Source organism: Flavobacterium sp. MMS24-S5 (assembly GCF_050320125.1).
Lineage (GTDB): Bacteria > Bacteroidota > Bacteroidia > Flavobacteriales > Flavobacteriaceae > Flavobacterium > Flavobacterium tyrosinilyticum.
Genome location: NZ_CP190016.1, coordinates 285,463 through 308,819 on the forward strand (window position 1 = coordinate 285,463; position 23,357 = coordinate 308,819).

Consider the following 23,357-nt stretch of genomic DNA (forward strand, 5'->3'; position numbering starts at 1 on the left):
CTTAGACTTTAGGCCTGCACTGAGTATGAACTAAAAAAATAAAGAACATGATGCTTTTTGATGATACCGAAATTTTTTCATCGGGCAATGGCGGCAGAAGAATATTTGACGTCCCCGATGCCGACCTGCTGCTGATTGATAATTTTTTCAGCAAAGCCGAGTCCGATCATTATTACAATGTCTTATACCATGGCACACAGTGGAGGGAATATGAAATGCCGATGTATGACAAGGTGGTCACGGCTCCGCGCATGATCTCATGGTATGGGGATTCGGGCAGGCCCGAGCGCAGATCCAATCCCGACTGGCCCTTGGAGCTGCTCCAGATCAGGGAGCGTGTGGAAAAGGAAACCCGCATAAACTTTAACGCCGTGCTGCTGAACCTCTACAGGGACGGCACTGACGGCGTGGGATGGCACAGCGACAAGACTTCATCGAGCAACAAGGACATGAATATCGCTTCTGTGACTTTCGGGGAAACGCGCCTGTTCCGCCTGCGCCATAAAACCCTCAAACATATTGCGCCGATAGAAATTCCCCTGCACCACGGGCACCTTTCTGCTCATGGCAGGCCATACCAATAGCTGCTGGGAGCACCAGGTGCCCAAAACCGCCCGTCCTGTGCTGCCAAGGATCAATCTGACCTTCCGCCAGATCAGGGAAGTCTAACGTTTTTTTAGTGTTTTATGTTCAGCGCTCTTATTTTTCCATTTTGCTACCATTGATTCATTGGTTTACATAGCGATTATAATTCATTGAAAATCATAGCAATCCTATAAAAATCCTGTTTTATAATATAACAGCTTTGGGTCTGCTGATAGTAACTTTGGATAAACCATTAAAATTAAGAATCATGGAAAATATAAACAGAACGGGGCAAGAGGAAAATGCCCATGTTGATATCTCCGATCAAAACGAAATACAGCAGTGGGCAGAAAAGCTCAATGTGCCTGAAGAGATCTTAAAAGATGCCGTTAGGGCTGCAGGCACAACAGTAGTGGAAGTTGTGGATCATCTTAGCGAAAATCCCCCTTCAAGGGAAAGCGCCTCGGAATCGTTAGCGCCTGAAAGACAGCCAGTGGCATGATGACCATCACCATAATCCCGAAGGAAAAAGCATTGAAGAAGCTACAGACCCTTCAAAATTATCGCAGCTTTAAGCTTTTTAAAAGCAGTATTAATTGATTTATAGTTTCATTTTTTTTAATTATTCATATTAAAGCTTTAAATGAACAATAAAAAACCAATACATTATGAATCAACATATTGAGTGATTTACCGAATTTTAATACAACACTAAAAAAGAAGATTATGTCTAGAGAAAATTACGACAGCTATGATCGGGACGAACATAGCTATCAGGCAGCAGATGATTCCATAAACTCAGAACTTTTGGAAAAAAAAGATCCGGCCATCAACCAGCATGAAAATGATACCACCGGAATTCACAGCGAAGATTCAGAACATCACAATCCACGTCCGGATGAGCGTGATCCTGATGCCGACAGAAGAACCCTTGACGAAGAAAAAGCTGTTGAGGATGACGATGAGGATAATTGATTCCCTGAATTTTGGATGTCATTCAGGTTAAAGCGTTTTTTACGTCCTGTGATGGACATAAAACTATTTTTTGAACAGGAATCAGGCTGATGACAAATAAGCAGCGCAAATCGCATGGATATGGCTTAAGAAAACAAGATCGTAACGATTGGAAAATTTAAACACCAGATAAAATCTTGAAGAGAATTTACCGGCCTTATGGGCTGCAGGTTCCCTTCAGGATTTTATTTTGTATTACGTTTGTCTTTTCCTTTTTTAGGATGCTGCTATATATCATATAATAAACTGACAGTTTAGATAAAACAACATAAACCACTTTACATAAATACTTTACAATTGTACATATGTGGGTTTTATCCAAAATCACGATTGCCTTAAAGCCTCCGGGCACAGCTTGGAAATAATTGCCTAAATTTGCATAACAGGTATTGGTCTGCCTGTTTTAATCAACGAGACCAAAAAAATTATTGCTTGCAGAAAATGAACGACCCGATTCTAGAAAACCTTAATCCCAGCCAGCTTCAGGCCGTGAAGACCACAGAAGGATACGTGCGTGTTATTGCAGGTGCGGGATCCGGAAAAACAAAGGCGCTTACCTCCCGCTTTGCCTATATTGTGGACAGGCTTGGAATAAACTCCTCCAACATCCTCTGCGTGACCTTTACCAACAAGGCCGCCCAGGAAATGAAAAGACGTGTCAAGACGCTCATAGGCGATACCTATGACCTGGCTTTCATCACTACCTATCACGGATTCTGCGTTAGGTTCCTGCGCGAGGAGATCAACAAGATACATTACCCGAAGAACTTTATCATACTGGACGCCGAAGACCAGAAGAGCATACTGCGTGATATTTTCAACGAGCTGCAGATCAATTCCAAACACCTGACCTTCAAACAGGTGCTCCGCTTTATATCCAAGCAGAAAAGCACTTCAAATTACCTGGGCTACATCCTTGAAAACAAAGGCTTTGAACCCGATCAGAGCGATTCGCTTTCCAGCCGCATCTTCCAGATCTATCTGGACAAGCTCAAACGCAATTATGCCTTGGATTTTGACGATCTGATCCATTTCACGGCTTTTATTCTGGACAATAATCACGATGTGCTTTTGAAATGGCAGGAAAACCTGCATTACATCCAAGTGGATGAGGCGCAGGACAGCTCAGAGAACCAGTTCCATCTGGTGGAAATGCTCTCGCGACTGCACCAGAATCTTTTCCTTGTCGGAGATCCCGACCAGACCATCTACGAATGGCGCGGCGCCAAACCCGAATATCTGGTGGAGTTTGACAGCATGTTCCCCGATACGCAGACCATCATCATGAACCGCAATTACCGCTCCACGCCGAACATCCTGAAGATCGGGAACCACATCATCAAGAACAATACGGTAAGGGTGGACAAGGACATGGTCACCGACAAGCCTGAAGGCTTTGAAGTGGTGCACTTCCACGGAAAGAATGACTTTGAGGAGAGCCGGTGGATAGCGGGTGAAATCAAAGAGATACTGCAGGCCGAGCAGGCTTCGTACTCCGATATAACCATACTGTACCGCTCCAATCATCTTTCCAGAAATATTGAGCAGGCGCTGATCAAGGACAATATTCCCTACGCCATTTTTGGGGGCATCCGTTTCTTTGAAAGAAAAGAGATCAAGGACGTGCTCTCCCTTTTAAGGCTCATCGTACAGGGGGACAATTTCTCTTTCCTGCGCATGCACAACCATCCTTCAAGGGGATTGGGCAAAAAATTCCTTGAAAGGCTGAGCCTTCTGGCTGGCGAACAGAACCTCTCGCTCCTGCAGGCGCTTGAAAACAATATCACAGACAGGGAACTGGCAAAAAAAGGCGCTGTTGAATTACTGGAGCTGATCGAAGGGCTGCGTGAGACAGCCAAAACAAAATCCATATCGGCACCTTGTGAAGATCATACTCGATAAAAGCGGGCTTTCCGAGCTCTACCGCAAAGACGGCGACGAGGACAGGCTGGAGAACATCAAGGAGCTTGTAAATTCAATGCTGCTGCTCGAAAAGGAAAACAACGCTCCGGTGGATATTGTCGAATACCTGCAGGAAGTATCGCTGTATACCGATCTGGACGCCGATACCGACAATCAGGACAAGGTCAAACTGATGACCATCCACATTTCCAAAGGGCTTGAATTCCCGTATGTATTCCTGTGCGGCTTCACGGAAGGCGTGCTGCCAAGCGCGCTGTCCGTCAAGGAAAGAAGGGCACGCGCCATTGAAGAGGAAAGAAGGCTCATGTATGTGGCCGTTACGCGCGCAGAAAAAAGATTTTATATGACCGATTCGGAAGGCTTTAATTTCACTACGGGACTCAACAAATACCCTTCAAGGTTTCTTTTTGAAATCAAGGAGGAATTCTATGTCCGAAAAGGAGTGCTCTCCCAGCAGATCATAGAAAACAGCAGAAACAGTCTGGGCGCTGCACAGCCTTCGGAAAACATAGCCTTCAGCGAAGGTGATTTGGTCATGCACCCAGTCTGGAACAAGGGAAGAATACAGACGGTGAATCTGGAGAAAAAGGAATATCTGGTGGATTTTTTAGATATTGGAAAAGTAAAGCCCATCGATTTCGGCTTCAGGCATCTGACCGCCTTTTCCGAGGACAGTGGGGATTCTGAAAGGCCGAAGGAGCTTCTGGAGCTTGCTGAGCATCTGAAAACAGCTCCTGACCCTTTTGGGCATGACCCTGCAGTGGAAATGCAAGACAATCCGGAATTTTCCCCTGATACTGTTTTTGATGCGGAGCCGGATGAAAATACTGAAAAAGAGAAGAAGGACACAAAAAAGTGGTGGAAGCTTTAAGAAACCTTAAGATTGGCTTTTATTTATTTTGAGCTTCTTTGTTTATCATTTAGCTTCTTTGTTTCTATTTTAGCTTTTTTGTTTATTTTTTTGATCATTATCAATGCAAAAGCCCAGTGCTGTTATCGGCGACTGGGCTTTTGTACGTTTTTCGGCTTGTATCGGTTCTGCACAATAGTAATTATGCAGGCGCTTGATCGGCTTGTATCTGATACTATAACGCCGGAAAATGCCTTTTTAGTATGCAGGAGCCGATTTTACTCCTTTGGGCTCTCCATCCCGCTGATGATTTTGGCCACTTCAGCCTCCGTCGATTTAAGCTTGGCTTGACAGAACTCGATGAGCTCTGATGCCCTTTTCACTTTGGCCGCCAGCTCGTCCACAGAGATGCTCTCATCTTCCATTTCTTTTGCAATCAAAGCCAGTTCCTTGGCTGCAGCCTCATAAGTCAGTGTGTTTTCCATCGTATTGTATTTTTTCATTGACCGTACTTTTCAGTATGGCATCCTTTACTACTATTTCTATCTCCTCTCCTTCCTGTATGTTCTCCGCCCCGTTTGCAATTTTGCTGTTTTTCCGTATCACGGCATACCCTCTTTTAAGCACATTCTGCGGGGACAGCAGTTTTATGGTTTTCCGGTGGCTCTTCCAATTGCAGTCTGCGGCTGCGCAGGTACTGGCCGGTAAAGATCTTCAAATTGCCTTTTAAATATTCCAGGTCGCTTTTTTTCTGCTGGATGATGCTCTGCGGCCTTTGCAGTGTTTTCTGGGCACTCAGCAGCAGGTTCTGCTTTTCTTTTGCCAGCATGCTTCGGCTTGACTGCAAAATATGCTGCTTTTGCAATAGCAGCTCTTCTTTCTGCGCGGCAATCAGTTCCCTTGCATTGTGGCTGATTGTGCTTTTAAGCTCGCTGAGCTCTTTGTAATACCCGAGGAAAAGCTGCTGCGATTTCATGGCTATCGGTCCTTTGCAGGGAAAGTATATGCTGCTCGAAGCTGCGGTTGTGCGCTATGATGAACTCCGCCGCCTTGGTCGGGGTCTTGGTATGGGTATGCGCCATCAGATCGGTGATGCTGACGTTTTTCTGGTGACCGATGCCGGTTATTACTGGAATGGGGAATTTGGCGACAGCCCTTCCGATATTGTAGTTGTCAAAAATCAGGAAATCCGACTGCGAACCGCCTCCCCTTGTAATGACAATGGCATCATAGGGAATGTCCGTGTTGTAGACCTCAATAAGCTTGTTTAGGAACAGCTTGGCGTTGTTATCGCCCTGGACGACTGTATAATAGTCATCAATCTGGAAAACATATCCGAAATCGTTATGCTGCATCGTATGGCGGAAATCCTCATTACCGGCTGAACTGCTCGAAGAGATCACCGCAACCCTCTGGATGACCGCAGGAAGCTTCAGGCGGCTGTTCAGCGTGGAATACAGTTCTCCCTCTTTGTGTATGAAATCATTATCCCTTACAAGTCTTGCCAGCGTGGCATTGCGCTGCTGCTCCAATATGCCGAGCATGAAATTGCTGTCGATGTCCAGAAGGTTTACCGACAGGCCGTACAGTGGATGGAAATCCACGCTCACCTGCACCAGCACATGCAGGTTGTTGGTGAAACGCTGTCCGGTTGTGATTTCAAAATCAAGGATCTTCAGTGCTCCGGCTCCCCAGCTCTTGCCCAGTATCTTGGCTGTTATCGCACTGCTGTTCGCTGATTTTTCCACCAGCTCAAAGTAATGAATCTTCTTGTCGGCCTTGAAGGAATGATTGGTGATATCAGCCACCACCCAGTACGTCTGTCCCCTGAAGCGGGAATTGATCGTGTCCTGAATCTGGTCGTTGAGCTGTGAGAGTCTGATATACTGTTCGGGTCCCATATATTTTTAGGGTCTGCTGCTGTTTGTTTTTTCTTCTTTACCGCTAAGGTAGCTATTCTGGAGCGGAATCTCAAAAACACAAAAAAATAGGGATTGATTTTCAATTCAAAACGGGTTAAAAGGGCAGCCAAAGTAGTGTCCGCCCTCACCTGCATGCGCATAACGGCTCCCCGCCGCCCTTCGGGACTTATAGCACTCCGGCTCCTTGCGCCCACTGGTTCTTTGCTTTCTTTTTTCCCGTTTTTTCTTTTGAAAAATTGCATTTGCGGGTTACGGGGAAAGAAAACTCAAACAAGTATTCACTAAAAATTTTATGTCATGGAAATCACAGGACGAATTGTAAAAGATGCCTCAGTTTTTAAGGTAAAAGAAAACCGTGAGGTGGTGAACTTCTCCATAGCGGTCAACGACAGCTACAAGCCCAAAGGAAGCACCGAAACCAAAAAGATTTTAACCTATATCGACTGTTCCTATTGGCTGAGCGCAGGATTGGCGCAGTGGCTCAAAAAAGGGGCTTTGGTGCAGCTCTTCGGGCGCATCGGATTGAATGTCTATATCGGAAATGACGCTCAGGCGCACGGGTCATTGACCTTTCACACCTCGGACATCAAGATACTCGTATTTGCGCAAGCGCAGAATAGTGCGCCTGCACCCGCCCTCAAAAAGCAGGAGGATTCTGAGAATCCCGACGACCTGCCTTTCTAAATCCTATCTCCTTTTAATTTTTATACACGCCTAAACACAACATTATGAAAGCCTTACAAAAATCTTCTTATTGCGGGTATCGTGTAAGCGGTGCCTTTAATCAGATTATCCTGCGAAGCATCACTTCCTATGACGGCAAGCGCAGGGAACAGCTGAAATCCTTTTTTCTTGACCTGCAGACGGGCGGGTGCATCAGCGGAATGATTTCGGAATTTATCTATCACGACGACTGCAGGGAATTTTACATCGAACATATCGATGACCTTGAAAATATACGTACTGAATTGGAAGAAGCTATCGGCGAGCCGATCGAAAACCGATTTCAAGCCCCGCATTACACCTTTGTCTGCTGGCTCTGCTTTGAGGAATACTGTTACGACCTCTATTCTAGGCTCTTTGAATAGAAATTTTCAACCTTAAATATCTTCTTATGAAAGCTTCTGAAAATTTTAAAAATGCCATAGGGAACTATCTGAGCACTTTGGCGCAGGGCGATACCGCCTTTGCGCCTATGCTTGCCAAAGCTTCTAAAAACTTGGACAGCTGTCTGAATTACATTTTCGGGGAGGTCAAAAAAACAGGCTTGTGCGCCTTTGACAATCAGGAAATCTTCGACATGGCAGTCAAGTACTACACCGATGATTCCATCGGCTTGCCCGCATCTGTGGCTTGCAAAGCCATAGTGCAGACCCCTGCCGCCGCCGACCTTTTTACGCAGCCTGAAATCCCTGCTGCGCCTGTCAAAACCGAACCTGTTCCAACCGTAAAAAAAGACGTAAAACCTGCGGCGCAGACCGCCCTGACACTCTTTGACCTATGACACCCAAAACCATCATCGAAAAGCAGCTGACGGCGCTGAGCGCCTCGCTTGCGCCTATCAGAGAAGAGGTATTTACTTGGGCAGAGCAGACTATTTTTCTCAAATGGGGTGTGTTGTCCCGCAGCAGGTTCTACTGCCTGGACTGCGCCCACGTTTGGAAACCTTCCTATCCAACCACCTGCGCCAGGTTCACTTCCTGCCCTGCCTGCGCAGGCAGACTCAAAATGATGCCTTATAATCAGGTGCATTTTAAGGAAACAGAATATTTCGCCCTTTTCGAGCGCTGTGCGGGGTTTCAGGTGGTGCGCATGATAATCAGCCGCAAGCATATGAAAAAGAATTTCATCCCGACTTATTTCCATAAAGAGGTTATGCAGCATTGGATTAGTCCTGCGGGCGAAGTGCGCACCCTTGCACGCAGCACCAATGCATTTGCAGGCACGCTAGATGCTTGGAAATTCTATTCCCCGCTTGAAATAAAGCCAAAGGACTTCGTCCGCAACGCCCGATTCTATATCAATCCTTTCAAGGTCTATCCGCAGATGAAAGTGCTTCCGATTTTAAAACGCAACGGATTCAAGACTTCGGTATATGACATTGCACCGCACTTATTGTTTTCATCGCTTCTAAGCGACCCCATCGCCGAGACCCTGCTAAAGGCAAAACAGCTGCACCTTTTGCAGTATTACCTCTGCGCATCACGGCAGAACATCCGCCGCAACTGGCAGGCGGTCAAGACCGTCATCCGAAACCATTACAAAATTTCAGATGTCCCCGTTTGGGAGGATTATCTCGAACTGCTGCGGTATTTCAAAAAAGACCTTTCGTGTGCGCTCTATGTATGCCCCGATAACCTCAGTGAAGCGCACGACCATTTAGTAAAAAAGAAAAGGGACTTGCTTCGCAAGAAAAAACTCCGCGACCTGCGCCTTGAAATCGAAAAGGCGCAGAAAAGATACGCAAGCGACAAAAAGCGCTTTTTCGGGCTGTCTTTCCGCGATGGGCAGCTCAGCATTTCCGTTATTGAAGAAGTAAAAGATTTTATGGCCGAGGGCGACGACTTGGGGCATTGCGTGTTCACCAATGAGTATTATGTTAGAAAAGATTCGCTGATATTCTCGGCAAAGGTCTGCGATAAGTCCGTAGAAACCATCGAAATTTCACTCAGCCGTATGGAAATCCTGCAGTGCAGGGGAATGAAAAACAAGCCCTCCAGACATCACAGACAGATCCTGCAGCTGCTGAGCCAAAACTTGTATCAGATAAAGGAGCGCATGAAAAAAAGAAAACCCAAAATTATAAGCCGATAAGCATATCGGCTTTTTTTATGCAGTGAAATCAAAGCCCGAAAGCCCGCCGTCCTCCTGGACGGCGGGCTCTGGATTCCAATGCCTGCCAAAGCCGCATTACTTTAAGGTAATCGCATCGGCAAGGTTTTCCTGATCGATAAAGGCCGTTATATACTGCCGGGCTTCACCGCGCTTCTCCAGATCCGTTTCAAAGGTATTGAGATGATACTCCTCGTCCTGGTCCAGAATATGGATAATCTCGGTATAGCCTTTCGAAATCAGGCTCCCTTTGAGTTTGATCACGGTGAGCTGCTGGTGCGGGTCTAAATCTTTTCTCACCTTTAATTGTATTGCTTTTTCCATTGTGAAAGATCTGTATGTTAGGGTAGTTGTAATTCTCCTATCAAATATAGCAATTAAGACCGCAGCCGCAGCACCGGGTACTGTTAAAAAAAGACAAGCAGCATTTTACCTCACATGTTAATTTAGTAAGAAAAATAAAATTTACTGTAAGAAAAAAACAATAAAATGATTTAATTTTAGGGAGGCAGAATCTTAAAAACTTTTAGCCCTCACAATGGAAAATCAAAACTGGACAAAGCTAAATTACCCAATTTAAAGCGTATCTTTAAGACATGAGAAGAAACGGAGAAATAATAATAATCGAAGATGACGAGGATGACAGGCTCTTCCTTAAGGATATTTTTGAAAGCCTGGACTATCCTAACAAAATAAAATTCATTGAAGACCCAATGGATGCCCTTTCTTACCTTTCCAATTCGAAGGTAAGGCCTTTCCTTATTTTGTCAGATATCAATATGCCCAAGATTAATGGCTTTGAACTCCGCGAACAGATACTTGCCCTGGCGGAAATCCGCGAGAAATGTACTCCTTACATCTTTCTTTCCACCTCGAAAAACCCGGAAAATGTGCTCAGGGCGTACCGCTGCCAAGTACAGGGATACTTTAGGAAAGAAGAAGACTTCTCAGTCTATCAAGCCATGATAAAAAACATTGTGGAATACTGGCGCCTAAGCCTTACTCCGGGATCAGCACTGTAAAAAACACCTCTGCTTTATTTATATTGTACGAATCCGCCCGCTGAACTTCAGGTAAAATCTGTTGCGGCTTTCTATTTTTTTTCTTGCTCGAAACATCAAAATGGCTTTGGCTGCAAAAGCGAATCCAGCTGGGAAAGCAGCTCGCCAAAACTGTTGGGCTTGCTGATATAGGCAAGGATGTTGTGCTGCCCGATTTTGCTCTTCATGAAATCCGCCGAGGGGGTCGAGATCATCACTACAGGAATATCCTTCAGCCTTGCGTCATTTTTTAAAGAGACCAGCAGCTCCAGCCCATTGATTCTGGGCATATTATAATCTAGAAAAATCAGTTCGGGCAGCTTATCAGACCCCCTGAGTTCTTCCAAGGCAGTCTGCGGACTGCTCTCCCATCGCAGCAGTATGTTTTTATTGAGCTGGTCTACCGCTTCCATAAACAGCTCGGCATCTTCACGGTCATCATCGATAAGCAGAATACTTCTATATAACATGGCACATACATTTTTAAGCTCCTCGGCTGCAGTTAAATACGGTTTTTAGCCCGATGCGGTTTGGCGCGGCAGGCAAAAAAAGATAAATCACCTATACAGCCGCCCTTAAAGGTACGGCGATTTTCTGCGGCAAATGGACGCTGGCCGCCAGATGTGGAAATTTTACAACTCTATTTTGGAATTATATAAAAACAATGCCGCCATGAAGATTATTTTTGCGTTTTTATAGGATTTTTCATCCTTGCCTATCTGTTTTATTTTGGTTTTAAATTAGAACTGCAGACTATGAGACCCCTACTGTTCCTTTTTTGTGCACTGGCTGTCTGGGGCTGTTATCCGCAGCAGCACCATGATCCTAAAGTGCTTCTTGCCATGGAAACCTATGCTTTTTTGAAAGGACAGGGCGCCGCCTTGAAAAAGGCCGCCAGCCAATTCCCTGCCTTTGCAAAAGAAGCGGCCGACCTTCAGCAAAAGGCTCAGGCGGTATTTGGAAGGGCAGAGAAAAATGCGGAACTCTTTCTGCGGCAGCAGCTCGCTGATCCGCAGTTCAGCAGCTTTCAAAAACACATTGACTCCCTGATAAACCAGCAGCTGCGGCAGCCTATTGAAAAGAAAGAATATGCGGCCAAATTTCTTCAGGCCGTCAAAGACAAAATAGGGTTCAGCCCGGCTGCCCCTCTTCCCAAAGGCCTGCTCGCCTTTGCCTACCATGACGCGCCCCATCAGGAAATAATCGACGGCCATACGGTAAAATTCTCCACAAAGGGCCATCCCAAAGCAGACCAAAGCGTGGTTGTACTGCCGATACCCAAAAGCTGGGAGGCGCAGGAAGCCCAAATGCCCGCAGCCGTGCAGCAGTTTACCAGCTGTGAGGGAAAAGGAAATGAAAAGATACTGATCGTAATTCATGATCTGCCCCAAGAATACCAAAACCTTGCACTTAATGAAAAATCCATGCAGGAAATGATACCCCCGCAAAGCAGGCTGATCCGCACAGAGCCGGTTACCATCGATGATATGCCGGGCATAATGGCGGAAATAGAGGAAATTTTGGACGAGCCCCAAAAAAATATGAAAGTGCGCATGCTCCAGTTTATGGCGGCAAGCGGGGGCAAGCTATACTGCCTGCAGGGCAGCATCGGCCCTGCTGCTGCGCACCATAATCTGGATCACCAGCTGAGAAAATACGAACCTCTGTTTCGAATGGTGGCCCAAGCTGCCCGGATAGAGAATTAAAAAGCGGGACAAAAAACACAAAACGCTGTAAAAGAGGACCATCTAAATTTTGAGCTTCCCAAGAAGCGCCAGATCGCAATGCACAGCTGAAAACCGCAGATTACCATTCGATACTCTATATCTTGCAAAAAATTGCTGTAATCTTATAAAAATGAAGGCTGGTTCGTTTTTTAAATTTGATTCCATTTTTTTAGGAAAAAAGAAGATGATTTTTAAAAATGCAAAAAGTAAATGATTATGGAAAGCAAAAACAATATACCGCAGAATGCTGAGCAGACCGGTGTGGCACCTGCACTTGGAGAAAGCGCGCTGCACAGCGAAAACACCTTAAATCCAGCCGCACAGCAAAACAGCCATGCTGCTGAAATGCAAGACCCTGTCACCAAATATGCAGTACCGCCCTTCAATGAGCAGTCGCAGCCATGGCCGGGTCTTGTCAGTAAAATGGATCCCAGACCGGATCATGGTGAAGAAAGCTACAAAGGCACAGGACGATTAAAAGGCCGTAAGGCCCATCATTACAGGAGGCGATTCCGGTTTGGGAAGAGCCGCCGCAATTGCTTATGCAAGAGAAGGAGCTGATGTTGCCATAAACTATTACCCTACCGAGGAGGAAGATGCAAAGGAAGTGATCCAGCTCATTGAAGCCGCAGGAAGAAAGGCTGCTGCCATTCCCGGGGATCTCCGCGATGAGACGTTCTGCAGATCTCTTGTCGATCAGGCAGCCCAAGCCCTTGGCTGATTAGATATAGTAGTCAACAACGCGGCAAGACAGCAGGCTCACCACTCCATCTTAGATATTTCCTCAGAAGAATTTGACTGGACCATGAAAACCAATATTTATGCTCCTTTCTGGATTATCAAAGCGGCGCTGCCTTACCTGAAACCGGGATCATCCATCATCGGAACAAGTTCTGTGCAGGCCTATGCTCCCACCGAAGATTTATACGATTATGCCCAGACAAAAGCCGCCACTACAAATTACATCAAATCACTGGCCAGACAGCTGGCACCAAAAGGAATCAGAGTCAACGGTGTAGCCCCAGGACCAGTGTGGACTGCATTGCAGGTAAGCGGAGGTGCCAGTATGGAAAAACTCAAAGAATTTGGATCCCAAACTCCTTTGGGGAGACCAGGACAGCCGGCCGAACTGGCTTCCATTTATGTACAGCTCGCCGCTGAAGATGCCAGCTATGCAACTGGGCAGATTTATGGCTCAAGCGGCGGTGAAGGCAATCCATAATCAATCAGAGAGAGGATTTATAAAGTACAAAACCTCTGCAATAGCAGTCTGCAGAGGTTTTTATTGACTGTAATAAAAATTTACCTTAAAATACTCTATTTTTTATAAAAGCTATCAGAGACTGATAATGAGATAATGCAATTCTATCTGCTGGCGATTTGATTTTCGATGATAAAAAGTAAAACTAAATTAAATCTTCTCCATATTTTTCACCTAACCAAGTATTCCTGTAACAAATCTTTTCTAAAAAAACATTTCCTATATTTTAAAAAACATCCCAAGAGGTTCTTTAAAAGAGTACTGTCCATCAAATGGAGATGATTCTGTTAATATTTTCCTGTTTCAGTACGTTTAAAAGTTTTCGCCGCTATCTGCTCTCCTAAATCATTGACGCTCATCAGCAGGTCGTTAATCTGATTGGCATAGAAGAGTTTAGCCTCTGTATTGTTGATAGGCAGAATAGCTAAAAAGTGGGACCATGTTAATTGCCGGGACAGTCTCGCGACAATTTCTTTGTCTGCAAACTCATCAGCAAACCGCATCATTGTCCGAAGATTTTTTTCTTCAAAATTGCTGCCGAATTTATTCTTTATTTCCAACGACAAGGCAGTCACGATCTGTCGTGCGTTTTCTGATAGTTTTTTATCAAGTATTGTTTCATTAATTTTAAATCCAATTTCCCAAAAAAGCAGCACTGAAGAACCGTTAGCCTGCTGTTGGGTCTGTTCGGCAAGACGGGATAACTCGCTGATTAAATCCGCTTCAATAAACGCTGTATTATTTATATTTTCTGCCATAGTATCCCATCATGCTTAACCAAATTACAGGGCTTCTAATTTAGTTGAAATCATCACAATTTTTATTAAAAGTTTCAGCTAAAGGCCTAAATAAAAATTGAATATTTCAAAGATAAAAAATCTAACAGCATCCGCCATGCGTTTTTTTAGAAATAAATAAGCAGTAAGACATCAGACACTCTTTAAAAGCGATGCGGATCAATGTTTTTAAAACAGCCAGGATTCTAAATTAACACATCCAAAAAAAATGGTTTAAAAAAATAGTCGGCTCCGGCTTCCCACAGACAAAACCTTAAAAATGCCATTGCAGTATGCAGATGTAGTGTTTGGCATTATTTAACTAAAGTTTTATGCCGCAAATGCAGTTGAAAAACTAAAGCCTTAAAAGTGACAATTTTAAAATTTTCCATAAAAATTGTATAAAAGCTGCCACAGCGGAAAAATTAATTTTACGCAAGACAAAAACTATTTTTTTACGCTGCCTGTTAGGCAGAAACAGCATACCGGATGAAGAAGTCCGTTCCATCGGAACCGCAACAAAAAATAAAATTGCTTACTTTTACAAAAACCAAAACTGTTATCCTGTATGCAGCAGCCCTTCCTAAAACTAGAAAATTGAATCAAGACCCAAATACTTCAGACTTTTACTTTCTTCAAAATGGAGGTGAAGCCGCCGAGCTAATTGAAAATATTGACTGGGAAAGCCATACTTTGGGCACTCCGGACACCTGGCCGGAGAACCTCAAAAACACCATTGCCACAATCGTGTGCTCAAAATTTCCGATGTTTCTCTGGTGGGGTGATCAGCTGATACAGTTCTACAATGATGCCTATCGTCCCAGTTTCGGAAATGAGGGCAGACATCCCAAAGCCATGGGACAGAAAGCCGTGGACTGCTGGCCTGAAATATGGGATTTTATCCATCCGCTGATTCAAAAAGTGCTATCAACGGGAGAAAGCATCTGGTACGACGACCTGCTGCTGCCAATATTCCGAAACGGCAAAATGGAAGACGTATACTGGACTTTCAGCTATAGCCCGATAAGGGACGACCGCCGCCAGATCAAGGGTGTATTGGTAATCTGCAATGAAACCACTGAAAAAGTAAACAGCAGACTTCATCTGCAGCAAAGCAGCGACGAGCTGGAATTTGCCATCAACGCAGCCGAATTTGGGACTTATGATCTGGATCCAAGGACACGGCGCTTTTCTTCAAATGCAAGGCTCAAGGACTGGTTCGGGCTCAAAGCCGATCAGCAGGTGAAACTCGAACATGCCCTGGGGGCAGTCGCAGAGAATGACCGTCAGCGTGTCACTGAATCAATTAATTATGCACTCCGATACGAATCAGGCGGGCGATACGATATTGAGTATACCATCATCCACCCCATTACCAAAATACCGCGGATTGTGCATGCCCTTGGAAAGGCATGGTTTGACAATACTAAAACCGCTTACCGCTTTAACGGCATTCTGCAGGATATCACCGAGCACCGCAAAGCGTCTCAAGAGCTTCAAAAATCAAGACAGCTCACCGATCTTACCATACAGAGCATGGCTCTGGGACTTTTCAGCGTGGATTATGCCGCTGATACCCTGGAATATTCCGATGAATTCAGCAGGATACTCACCGGGAATTTTAAACCCGGCCTGGGCAGGAAGGATTTCCTCAAATACGTGCATCCCGATGACCTGCATCTGATGACCGGCGCCATCAAAAGCGGCATGGAAAATGGCACCTTTAACTATGCCCCAAGGGTTATTTGGGACGACGGCAGCATACACCACATTGCCATATCAGCGGCACGCATCATCAATTCCGAAGCAAAAGCACCGATGTTCTCCGGAACGGTCGCCGACATCACCGAGAAGGAAAACAGCCGTCTGGCCCTTGAGCAGGCACAGTCACGACTTGAGATGACCAAGCGGGAGGCAGACCGCCATTTTTCAAATGTAACCGACAGCTCCCCTACCGGGTTATGGCTTTCCAATCCGCAGGGAATGTTTACCTATTTCAACAAAACCCTTATTGATTTCACAGGGGTGCCCTACCAGGAACTGCTGGAGGGAAAATGTAACCTGGGTCATTGCCGAGCAGGACTATAAAAAAACCAAAGAAGCATACCTTAAGGCCCTGGAGCAGAAAAGCCATTTCGATGTGCTTTTCCGGGCAAGGAAAAACAATGGGCAGCTGATCTGGTGCCGCGCCGCCGGCGACCCTTTTTATGATGCCGAAGGACAGTACGGCGGGTACGCCGGGTTTTGCATGGACATCGATGAAATAATTTCCGTGCGCCAGGCCGTTATTGAAAGCCAGAACCAGCTCACCTCGATGATCCAGCAGTCCCCCGTGGGGATCTGCCTCTTTACAGGATTGGATATGAAGATCGAAATTGCCAATGATATCATGATTGGATACTGGGGCAAGGACAGCTCCGTGATAGGGCTTCCCATGGAAGAAGCTGTTCCCGAATTAAGGGGGCAGCCTTTTATGGATATCCTGCAGCAGGTCTACAGCACAGGCGAAACCTATTACGGCCATTCCGTACCGGCGAACCTGAAGCTCAACGGAAAAATCAGCACCTACTATTTTGAGTTTACCTATACCCCGATCCGCGACTCCAAAGGCACGATTTACGGGGTTATGGACATTGCCATTGACGTTACCGATCAGGTCATCGCCACCAAAAAACTCGAAGAGACAAGGATGGCGCTCGCAGGGGCTATTGAACTGGCCGAACTCTCCACTTGGACGCTCGACGCCGAAACTAAAACCATTACCTGTTCGGACCGTTTCAAGGAGTGGCTCGGTTTAAGCGCCGGCACCGCAGACCGGGAAGAGTTCCTGCAGCGCATCAGCGAACCCTACAGGCATAAAGTTGCCGTGGCCTGGAAGAGCCGTCAGCGGTTCGGCCGAACAATTTTATGATTATGAATTTCAGATTGTAAACAAAATAACAGGACAGCAGCGCATTATCCATGCCAACGCCCAGGTGCAGTACGGCAAGGATGGTGTGGTAAAATCACTCAGCGGCACGGCACAGGACGTGACCAAAGAAAAGGAACTCCAGCAGGAGCTTACCTTCAAGGTAAAGGAACAGACCGCCGAGCTGCAGACTAAAAATGCCGAACTGGAGGCCAACAACCGCGAGCTTTCGCAGTTTGCCTATATCGCCTCCCACGACCTGCAGGAACCTATAAGAAAGATCAGCGTTTTTACCGATCTGCTGCAGAACAATCTGGGAAAGAACCCCGAGAAGGTAAATACTTATATCGACAAGATCAGCTCTTCTTCCAGAAGGATGGAGAACCTCATTAAGGATGTGCTGCAGTTTTCAAAGCTCACCCATATTTCACATCAATTTGTACCGGTAAACCTCAATACAGTGCTCAGCGAAATATTGGCAGATTTTGACCTGGTCATCGAACAGAAAAATGCCCAGGTAAGCATCGGGCAGCTTCCCCTCGTGCAGGCCATACCGCTTCAGATGTCACAGCTTTTCGGCAATCTGCTCTCCAATGCCCTGAAATATACCAAGCCCGGCAACAGGCCCGAAATCAGCATTAACGCACAGCCTGTTCCAGAAGCTCAACTCAGGCTGCATGCACTGGATCTGGAACTTCCCTATATCAAAATAGAAGTGCGCGATAACGGCATTGGATTCTCACAGCAGTACGCCGAACAGATTTTCAATATCTTCCAGCGCCTGCATGGAAACGACCAGTATTCAGGCACCGGAATCGGCCTTGCCATGTGCCGCAAGATCATGCAGAACCACAATGGTGAAATTACTGCCGCATCGCAGGAAGGCTCAGGCACTGTTTTTACTATTATTATGCCTGAACTGCGCGAAAAAAATGGGGGGATGATAAAAAATTAGGAGGGAAAATAGTATATTTACACTCCATTATTATACATATGACGACCATTTTTTTAATTGATGATGATCCAGACGACCGCGAAATCTTTGCTGAACTGCTGGCCGAAGACCATCCCTCAATTGTTTTGCAGCAAGCCATAAATGGCGCAGATGCCTTTGAAAAACTTAAATCAGAAAACTTTACAAAGCCGGATTTGATTTTTCTGGACCTCAATATGCCCATAATGGACGGGCGTACCTTCTTGCAGCACATTAAAATGGATCCCGACCTGAAGGATATACCGGTTATCATATATACGACATCCTCAAGTGATCTGGACAGGAATTTTGCCATGGAAAACAAGGCCGCCTTTTTCCTGACCAAACAATATTCGCTGCAGCAGCAGCGAAAGGATATTATGGCAGCCATAAAGAATTTCTAAATTGCAGATTTCCATTGCATTGCTTACAACTATTAAAAAGGGATTGTTTTTTATAAAACATGCCCTTTTTTAAATTTTGAACTCTTCACATGGGGTTTAATTCATTAAATGCAGACTCTTCTCTGCTGCAAGCCGAACAGCGGAAAGCTTCTCTCAACTTTGCGGCAAAAAGTTAAAGCTGTTTTTTCAGCGGCCTAAAAGCAAGAATTCATCCTATCCTATTTGAGTTTACCGATTCAAAGAAATTTAAAAGCAGATTCATAACTAAAGCATAAAAACTAAGTAGATTTAAAAAAATCTCCTTAGTTTTATTAGTTTTTTTTGAATTCAAATGCAGCCAATTAACAGCTGGAATTGTACATCCATCACACACAAGGGCCAAATGGCTTTTTATTTTGAAAAAAAAACAAATAAATGTCCAAAACCGGAACACCCAGATGTCTTTAATGAAATTTTAAAAATAATTTATTATGAAAAAGTTCCTATTATTACTTCATGAAGACATTGAAAAACTAAACGAGCTCTCTTCAAAAGAAATGCAGCAGCTGGCTGATGCGCATATGAGGTGGGCAGAGAGATTAGCCGCGGCAGGACATTTGATTTCAGGCGACGGACTGCAGGAAAAAAGTGTTTTGATCAGCGGGAAAGACTGCATCATCAAAGACGGGCCTCATCTGGAATCCAAAGAAATTATTGGGGGATATTACTTACTGCAGGCAGAGGATTTAAAAACGGCTGTCGAACTGGCCAAGGAATGTCCCACGCATCTTTACGGAGGCACTACCGAAATCCGCCAGATAATGGAAATGGAAGATTATGGGCAATGAAATGTTTTTCGGGGAAGAAAGGAATTACCGGGCCTTGTACGGAAAGCTGTTTGCAGCGTTATTAAATAAGTTTGGTGCAGATTATATTTCTGAAATTGAGGATGCCATTCATAATTCCTTATTAAAATCCTTAAAAATACGCAGCCAGAATACCATCCTGAACAATATGGAAAACTGGCTTTTCATCGTTGCCCGAAATGACCTGCTGAACCAGATCAAAAAGGATAAAGAAAAAAACAGTTTTTCTGCGCAACATATGGAAGGTTCTGCGGCGGAAAGCTGCCAGACTGACCTGCGGCTTCAGACCGTTCTCTTTATATCTGCTGTAGAAAATATTTCCAGCCAAGCCAAAATACTCTTTGCTCTTAAGGATATTTTTGGACTAAGCATATCTGAAATAAGCGGCTGCACCCTGATGGGTAAAGAAGCCGTTTACAAAAGTATTGCCAGGACAAAGAAAAATATCCAGTCCCAATTTAAGGGCAAAACTGTCGAACTGGATTCAATAGCAGCCGTCAGGGAAGATATCGCAAGGGCAGAAGAAATATTTTACGCTGTTTTTAATATAGGCTACGACTGTTTTGATGAAAAGGCCCAAGGGGTTTTCAATGAAGATTTATGCCTGGACGCAATGGCTCTGACTAAACTTTTATACGGCCGCTATAAGTATGGCTCCACAGGCAGTCTGCTGGCCCTTTTCTGCTTTCATGCCGCAAGAAGTGCAGCCCGGGTTGTCAATGGCAGGCTCATTTCTTTTTTCAGCCATGACCGCGAAAAATGGAATACGGAATTGATCGCTTTAGGCTTTCATTATCTTAAAAAACCCAAAACCTTAAACCGTTTTTATCTTGAAGCGGTTATTATCAGCAGGTACATGTCCATTGCGGAGCTAACACAAAATGACTGGCTTGATATTGTGAAATTACATGAAATCATGCAGCAGGTCTGCCTGTCTCCTGTTGCAAGACTGAACTATTGCTTTTGTCTGGCTAAAATTGGAAAAACGCAGCAGGCGCTGCAGATTCTTTCTCAGATTGAAAAAGAGCTTCCGGCCGAACATATCTATTTTTCTCTGGTAAAAGCTAAAATACTAAAAGAAACCAGACCTGAAGAGTCCGATGATCTGTTTACATCGGTGCTAAGTAAAATGAACCAGAAAATAAGGAAAGAATACCTGCTGGAAAACGAGTCAGTCGGATTATAAAATAAAAATATTTCAATTGATATGTCTTTTTTGATTTCTACCTTTTCAGATAAGAAACATGATCTCCAGCCGCAGGCTTTAGAACTGCATAAAATTAAAAAAGCGGCATCATTTAAAGCCTGCCGGTCTTCACTTCTTTCCGCCGGGAAATCCAAACACTGAAAAGCATAAAAAAGCCCCTTTAAAAAAGGGGCTTATCACATACAATCTCTTTACAGTATTACATCTTTGGAAGCAGGACAGCATCAACCACATGGATTACACCGTTTGACTGGTTTACGTCCGCTATGCTAACTTTAGACTTATTGCCGTTCTCATCGCTGATATATAAATCCTTACCCTCCATCCAGGCTGTCAGCGTACCGCCGCTTACTGTTTTCAGCACTGCTTTTCCTTTTCCTGCTTTTATCGCTTTTGCAATATCGGAACTGTTCATCTTTCCTGCAACCACATGGTAGGTCAGAATAGTCTGCAGCATTTTCATGTTTTCCGGTTTCAGTAAATTGTCTACTGTTCCTGCAGGAAGTTTGCCGAAGGCTTCATTTGTCGGCGCAAATACGGTGAAAGGCCTTTTCCCTGAAGCGTCTCTACCAGTCCCGCCGCTTTTACCGCCGCCACAAGTGTGGTATGGTCGTTAGAGTTGACTGCATTTTCTATTATGTTTTTATTTGGATACATTGCTGCCCCTCCCACCATCACGGTTTTCTGGGCGTTCATCGTAAATCCGAATCCCAATGTTAAAACTGCCAAAGCTAAAAATTTTCTAGTTTTCATAATTACATTTTTTATAAAGTTATAAAGTCATCTACGCTTTAAACTGCTTTCTGGTTTTCATGAAAAAAAATGAGTATTGAAAAAAATAAAATAAAAAAGCACAAAAGCCTTAAAGACTGCCCCTTAGGCTTATAAAAAAAAATATTTTTCTTCTATTTTTCCAGGCGATATTGATATTCGAAAAAGGCCAAAAAATTAAAAACCCCATTTTCTAAAATTTAGCTGGAATGTTCAAGGCCGGCCATACCGCTAATATCTTTAAGCCTTACCTTTGGATAAAAGCAGCCTCATATGGCTCAGGCTGCTTTTATCCAATAAATCTGGGCACTGCTTTCCTGCAGCCACCTTGAGCACTTTATGAAAATGCATCAGCTTATTGCTGAACTGCCGGTGGTTCTGCCGGCATACCTGTAAAGGTTTTTCAAAATTGGCATTATATTAACAATTTATTCTAGAGTGAACCGCATTGGCGGTTTAACTTTGCATTTCCACACCATTCCATTCAGGACAATGCTCAAAAAACAATTTTTAAAAACAAAACAGCTTTTACTGCTGGGCCAGCAGAAGCTGTCCCGAAAACAGTTTATATTTCTCTCAAGCGTACTCATTGGAATTACTGCGGCCTTTGCCGTAATCTTTTTAAAAGCCTTCGCGCACTGGGTCTATTCATCTGCTACCTACATCAATGGAACATTAAAATTAAGTTTCATTAACAGCATACTGCCTGTTATCGGCATTCTGCTGACTGTTTTGGTAGTAAAGAAAATACTGGGAGGAAGCCTTGAAAAAGGAACCTCCCAAATTTTACATACAGTGGCCAGAAAGGCAAGCATTATCCCTAAAAAACAGATGTATGCCCAGATAATGACAAGCTCACTGACAGTCGGACTTGGCGGCTCTGCCGGACTGGAAAGCCCTATTGTAATCACAGGCGCCGCTTTCGGATCCAACTATGCCCAGCAGTTCCGGCTGAGCTACCAGGAACGCACGTTGCTTATCGGATGCGGGGTCGCAGCGGGTATCGCAGCCGCTTTTAATGCGCCGATTGCCGGGGTTTTATTTGCCATAGAAGTGCTGCTTGTCGATGTGACCATTTCGGCTTTCACCCCCATTATGATCGCTGCCGCCACAGGCGCCCTGGTTTCTGCCGTTGTACTGAATGAAAACATACTGCTGGCTTTCCGCGAAAAGCAGAGCTTTGATTACCACAATATTCCCTTCTACGTACTGATGGGGCTTTTTACCGGTTTTACCGCCGTGTTCTACGCCCGTAATTTTTTAAAGACAGAACACACTTTTGCGCACTTGAAGTACGGCGTATAAAAAAGCCGTAATAGGCGCCTCTATTCTGGGGCTGATGATTTTTATATTCCCCACCCTTTTTGGCGAAGGCTATGAAAGCATCAAAACCCTGGCCGATAAAGATCCCGGAAAACTGCTGGAAAATACGCTGTTTTCAGATTTCGCTTCCAATGACTGGATGCTGCTGCTTTTTGTCGGCACTTCAATGCTGCTCAAGGCTTTTGCCTCGGGAATTACGCTGGGAAGCGGCGGGAACGGCGGAAACTTTGCACCTTCCCTGTTTCTGGGCTCTTATGCAGGCTATTTCTTTTCAAAATTTTTAAACCTCACCGGGCTGACCGATCTGCCTGTAGGCAATTTTACCCTGGTGGGCATGGCCGGAATACTGAGCGGTCTTTTTCATGCGCCGCTGACTGCCATATTCCTTATTGCTGAAATAACGGGCGGCTATGATTTGATGATCCCCCTGATGATAGTGGCATCAGTAAGTTTTGCCGTCTCCAAACGTTTTGAAAAGCACTCCCTGGATGTAAAGAACCTGGCCAGAAAAGGAAATGCCTTTACCAGCAACAAGGACGCTAATATTCTCTGCACACTGGAAATTGAAGAGCTTATCAGAAAAGATTATCTCACTGTCGGCAGCGGACAGGCAGCTTGAAGATGTAGCAGGACTGTTAGCCCATTCGGATCAGGTAATTTTTGCGGCAGTCGATAATCAAAATGAACTCGAAGGACTGGTTTACTTTAATGATATAAGGGAAGTGATTTTCGATAATCAAAAATCAAAAAACATCCTGGTCAGAGATATAATGGCCCAGCCCATGCAGACCGTACATCTGTTTGACAGCATGGAAACCGTGATGAAAAAATTTGAGAAAAGCGGCAGGGCTTATCTCCCCGTGCTCAAAAATGGAAAATACTACGGCTTCATTACCAAATCAGATGTGCTGGAATCTTACCGAAACAGGCTCAAATCAATGATTTTTGAATAAAGTCTTTTCTTAAGCTGATTCAGACAGGATCCTGTGCGGGCTT

General features: G+C 44.7%; 24 protein-coding genes and 3 pseudogenes. 20 read left to right on the plus strand and 7 right to left on the minus strand.

What is annotated here, in order from left to right; all coding sequences use genetic code 11:
• The first annotated feature begins 47 nt into the window (after window positions 1-47).
• From ACPWTF_RS01300 to ACPWTF_RS01320, 5 genes are all read left to right on the plus strand, one after another.
• A complete protein-coding gene (locus ACPWTF_RS01300) occupies window positions 48-584 on the plus strand; it encodes an alpha-ketoglutarate-dependent dioxygenase AlkB family protein (RefSeq protein WP_427874072.1) in 537 nt (178 codons plus the stop codon).
• A 269-nt stretch (window positions 585-853) separates the two neighbouring features.
• On the plus strand, window positions 854-1,087 hold the full coding sequence (locus tag ACPWTF_RS01305) for a DUF3606 domain-containing protein (RefSeq protein ID WP_427874073.1): 234 nt from the start codon (window positions 854-856) through the stop codon (window positions 1,085-1,087).
• A gap of 224 nt (window positions 1,088-1,311) precedes the next feature.
• Window positions 1,312-1,560 carry a hypothetical protein gene (locus ACPWTF_RS01310; protein ID WP_427874074.1) on the plus strand — a complete coding sequence of 83 codons (249 nt, stop codon included), beginning with the start codon at window positions 1,312-1,314 and terminating at the stop codon, window positions 1,558-1,560.
• Window positions 1,561-2,040: 480 nt separating this feature from the next.
• Window positions 2,041-3,501: an ATP-dependent helicase gene (locus tag ACPWTF_RS01315; RefSeq protein WP_427874075.1), complete on the plus strand. Its 1,461-nt coding sequence runs from the start codon at window positions 2,041-2,043 to the stop codon at window positions 3,499-3,501.
• Window positions 3,482-4,393 (plus strand): 3'-5' exonuclease, encoded by a 912-nt coding sequence (locus ACPWTF_RS01320; RefSeq protein ID WP_427874076.1) that lies wholly within the window; start codon window positions 3,482-3,484, stop codon window positions 4,391-4,393. The genes ACPWTF_RS01315 and ACPWTF_RS01320 overlap by 20 nt, the downstream gene beginning before the upstream one ends.
• Window positions 4,394-4,650: 257 nt before the next feature.
• Here the strand turns inward: ACPWTF_RS01320 and xseB are convergent, their stop codons facing one another.
• The 3 genes from xseB to xseA form a co-directional block, all read right to left on the minus strand.
• Window positions 4,651-4,875 carry an exodeoxyribonuclease VII small subunit gene (xseB, locus tag ACPWTF_RS01325; protein WP_427874077.1) on the minus strand — a complete coding sequence of 75 codons (225 nt, stop codon included), beginning with the start codon at window positions 4,873-4,875 and terminating at the stop codon, window positions 4,651-4,653.
• A gap of 116 nt (window positions 4,876-4,991) precedes the next feature.
• Entirely contained in the window at window positions 4,992-5,348 is a 357-nt protein-coding gene (locus tag ACPWTF_RS01330) for a hypothetical protein (RefSeq protein WP_427874078.1), read from the minus strand.
• On the minus strand, window positions 5,296-6,273 hold the full coding sequence (gene xseA, locus ACPWTF_RS01335; protein WP_427874079.1) for an exodeoxyribonuclease VII large subunit: 978 nt from the start codon (window positions 6,271-6,273) through the stop codon (window positions 5,296-5,298). The genes ACPWTF_RS01330 and xseA overlap by 53 nt, the downstream gene beginning before the upstream one ends.
• 318 nt (window positions 6,274-6,591) lie before the next feature.
• Here xseA and ACPWTF_RS01340 point away from each other — a divergent pair, with 318 nt between their 5' ends.
• From ACPWTF_RS01340 to ACPWTF_RS01355, 4 genes are read left to right on the plus strand one after another with little or no spacing between them, the layout of a single operon-like run.
• Complete coding sequence (locus ACPWTF_RS01340) at window positions 6,592-6,978, plus strand: single-stranded DNA-binding protein (protein WP_427874080.1); 387 nt, start codon at window positions 6,592-6,594, stop codon at window positions 6,976-6,978.
• 44 nt (window positions 6,979-7,022) lie between these two features.
• The gene (locus ACPWTF_RS01345; protein WP_427874081.1) at window positions 7,023-7,382 is read left to right on the plus strand and encodes a DUF7222 domain-containing protein; all 360 of its coding nucleotides are present in this window, start codon (window positions 7,023-7,025) and stop codon (window positions 7,380-7,382) included.
• Window positions 7,383-7,408: 26 nt separating this feature from the next.
• Window positions 7,409-7,798, plus strand: a complete 390-nt coding sequence (locus ACPWTF_RS01350) for a PcfK-like family protein (protein ID WP_427874082.1) — start codon at window positions 7,409-7,411, stop codon at window positions 7,796-7,798.
• On the plus strand, window positions 7,795-9,108 hold the full coding sequence (locus ACPWTF_RS01355) for a PcfJ domain-containing protein (RefSeq protein WP_427874083.1): 1,314 nt from the start codon (window positions 7,795-7,797) through the stop codon (window positions 9,106-9,108). Before ACPWTF_RS01350 ends, ACPWTF_RS01355 begins: the two co-directional genes overlap by 4 nt.
• Window positions 9,109-9,204: 96 nt before the next feature.
• Here the strand turns inward: ACPWTF_RS01355 and ACPWTF_RS01360 are convergent, their stop codons facing one another.
• The gene (locus tag ACPWTF_RS01360; RefSeq protein WP_149207808.1) at window positions 9,205-9,450 is read right to left on the minus strand and encodes a hypothetical protein; all 246 of its coding nucleotides are present in this window, start codon (window positions 9,448-9,450) and stop codon (window positions 9,205-9,207) included.
• Window positions 9,451-9,722: 272 nt separating this feature from the next.
• Between ACPWTF_RS01360 and ACPWTF_RS01365 the strand changes: the two genes are divergently transcribed.
• Window positions 9,723-10,148: a response regulator gene (locus ACPWTF_RS01365; protein WP_179005243.1), complete on the plus strand. Its 426-nt coding sequence runs from the start codon at window positions 9,723-9,725 to the stop codon at window positions 10,146-10,148.
• A gap of 95 nt (window positions 10,149-10,243) precedes the next feature.
• Here ACPWTF_RS01365 and ACPWTF_RS01370 read toward each other — a convergent pair whose 3' ends face one another.
• On the minus strand, window positions 10,244-10,636 hold the full coding sequence (locus ACPWTF_RS01370) for a response regulator (protein ID WP_179005241.1): 393 nt from the start codon (window positions 10,634-10,636) through the stop codon (window positions 10,244-10,246).
• Between the two features lie 285 nt (window positions 10,637-10,921).
• Here ACPWTF_RS01370 and ACPWTF_RS01375 point away from each other — a divergent pair, with 285 nt between their 5' ends.
• The 3 genes and pseudogenes from ACPWTF_RS01375 to ACPWTF_RS01385 all read left to right on the plus strand — a co-directional run bounded on the left by ACPWTF_RS01375 (window position 10,922) and on the right by ACPWTF_RS01385 (window position 13,115).
• A complete protein-coding gene (locus ACPWTF_RS01375) occupies window positions 10,922-11,872 on the plus strand; it encodes a hypothetical protein (RefSeq protein ID WP_427874084.1) in 951 nt (316 codons plus the stop codon).
• A gap of 237 nt (window positions 11,873-12,109) precedes the next feature.
• Window positions 12,110-12,454 carry a hypothetical protein gene (locus tag ACPWTF_RS01380; RefSeq protein WP_427874085.1) on the plus strand — a complete coding sequence of 115 codons (345 nt, stop codon included), beginning with the start codon at window positions 12,110-12,112 and terminating at the stop codon, window positions 12,452-12,454.
• Window positions 12,411-13,115, plus strand: a pseudogene (locus tag ACPWTF_RS01385) (SDR family oxidoreductase). Before ACPWTF_RS01380 ends, ACPWTF_RS01385 begins: the two are co-directional and overlap by 44 nt.
• A 326-nt stretch (window positions 13,116-13,441) precedes the next feature.
• Here ACPWTF_RS01385 and ACPWTF_RS01390 read toward each other — a convergent pair.
• Entirely contained in the window at window positions 13,442-13,912 is a 471-nt protein-coding gene (locus ACPWTF_RS01390) for a DUF1016 N-terminal domain-containing protein (protein WP_427874086.1), read from the minus strand.
• A 507-nt stretch (window positions 13,913-14,419) separates the two neighbouring features.
• On the opposite strand from ACPWTF_RS01390, the gene ACPWTF_RS01395 reads away from it, so the two are divergent.
• The 6 genes from ACPWTF_RS01395 to ACPWTF_RS01420 all read left to right on the plus strand — a co-directional run bounded on the left by ACPWTF_RS01395 (window position 14,420) and on the right by ACPWTF_RS01420 (window position 20,246).
• Window positions 14,420-16,018, plus strand: coding sequence for a PAS domain-containing protein (locus ACPWTF_RS01395; RefSeq protein ID WP_427874087.1), 1,599 nt, complete (start codon window positions 14,420-14,422; stop codon window positions 16,016-16,018).
• Window positions 15,942-16,841: a PAS domain-containing protein gene (locus ACPWTF_RS01400; RefSeq protein ID WP_427874088.1), complete on the plus strand. Its 900-nt coding sequence runs from the start codon at window positions 15,942-15,944 to the stop codon at window positions 16,839-16,841. The genes ACPWTF_RS01395 and ACPWTF_RS01400 overlap by 77 nt, the downstream gene beginning before the upstream one ends.
• On the plus strand, window positions 16,792-17,793 hold the full coding sequence (locus ACPWTF_RS01405; protein ID WP_427874089.1) for an ATP-binding protein: 1,002 nt from the start codon (window positions 16,792-16,794) through the stop codon (window positions 17,791-17,793). The genes ACPWTF_RS01400 and ACPWTF_RS01405 overlap by 50 nt, the downstream gene beginning before the upstream one ends.
• A 38-nt stretch (window positions 17,794-17,831) precedes the next feature.
• The gene (locus ACPWTF_RS01410) at window positions 17,832-18,215 is read left to right on the plus strand and encodes a response regulator (RefSeq protein ID WP_149208524.1); all 384 of its coding nucleotides are present in this window, start codon (window positions 17,832-17,834) and stop codon (window positions 18,213-18,215) included.
• Between the two features lie 470 nt (window positions 18,216-18,685).
• Window positions 18,686-19,042, plus strand: a complete 357-nt coding sequence (locus ACPWTF_RS01415) for a YciI family protein (RefSeq protein ID WP_149207815.1) — start codon at window positions 18,686-18,688, stop codon at window positions 19,040-19,042.
• A complete protein-coding gene (locus ACPWTF_RS01420) occupies window positions 19,032-20,246 on the plus strand; it encodes a DUF6596 domain-containing protein (protein ID WP_427874090.1) in 1,215 nt (404 codons plus the stop codon). The genes ACPWTF_RS01415 and ACPWTF_RS01420 overlap by 11 nt, the downstream gene beginning before the upstream one ends.
• Window positions 20,247-20,466: 220 nt before the next feature.
• On the opposite strand, the pseudogene ACPWTF_RS01425 reads toward ACPWTF_RS01420, so the two are convergent.
• A pseudogene (locus tag ACPWTF_RS01425) lies at window positions 20,467-21,020 on the minus strand (fasciclin domain-containing protein).
• Window positions 21,021-21,530: 510 nt separating this feature from the next.
• Between ACPWTF_RS01425 and ACPWTF_RS01430 the strand changes: the two are divergent.
• Window positions 21,531-23,314: pseudogene (locus ACPWTF_RS01430) on the plus strand (chloride channel protein).
• Window positions 23,315-23,357 lie beyond the last annotated feature (43 nt).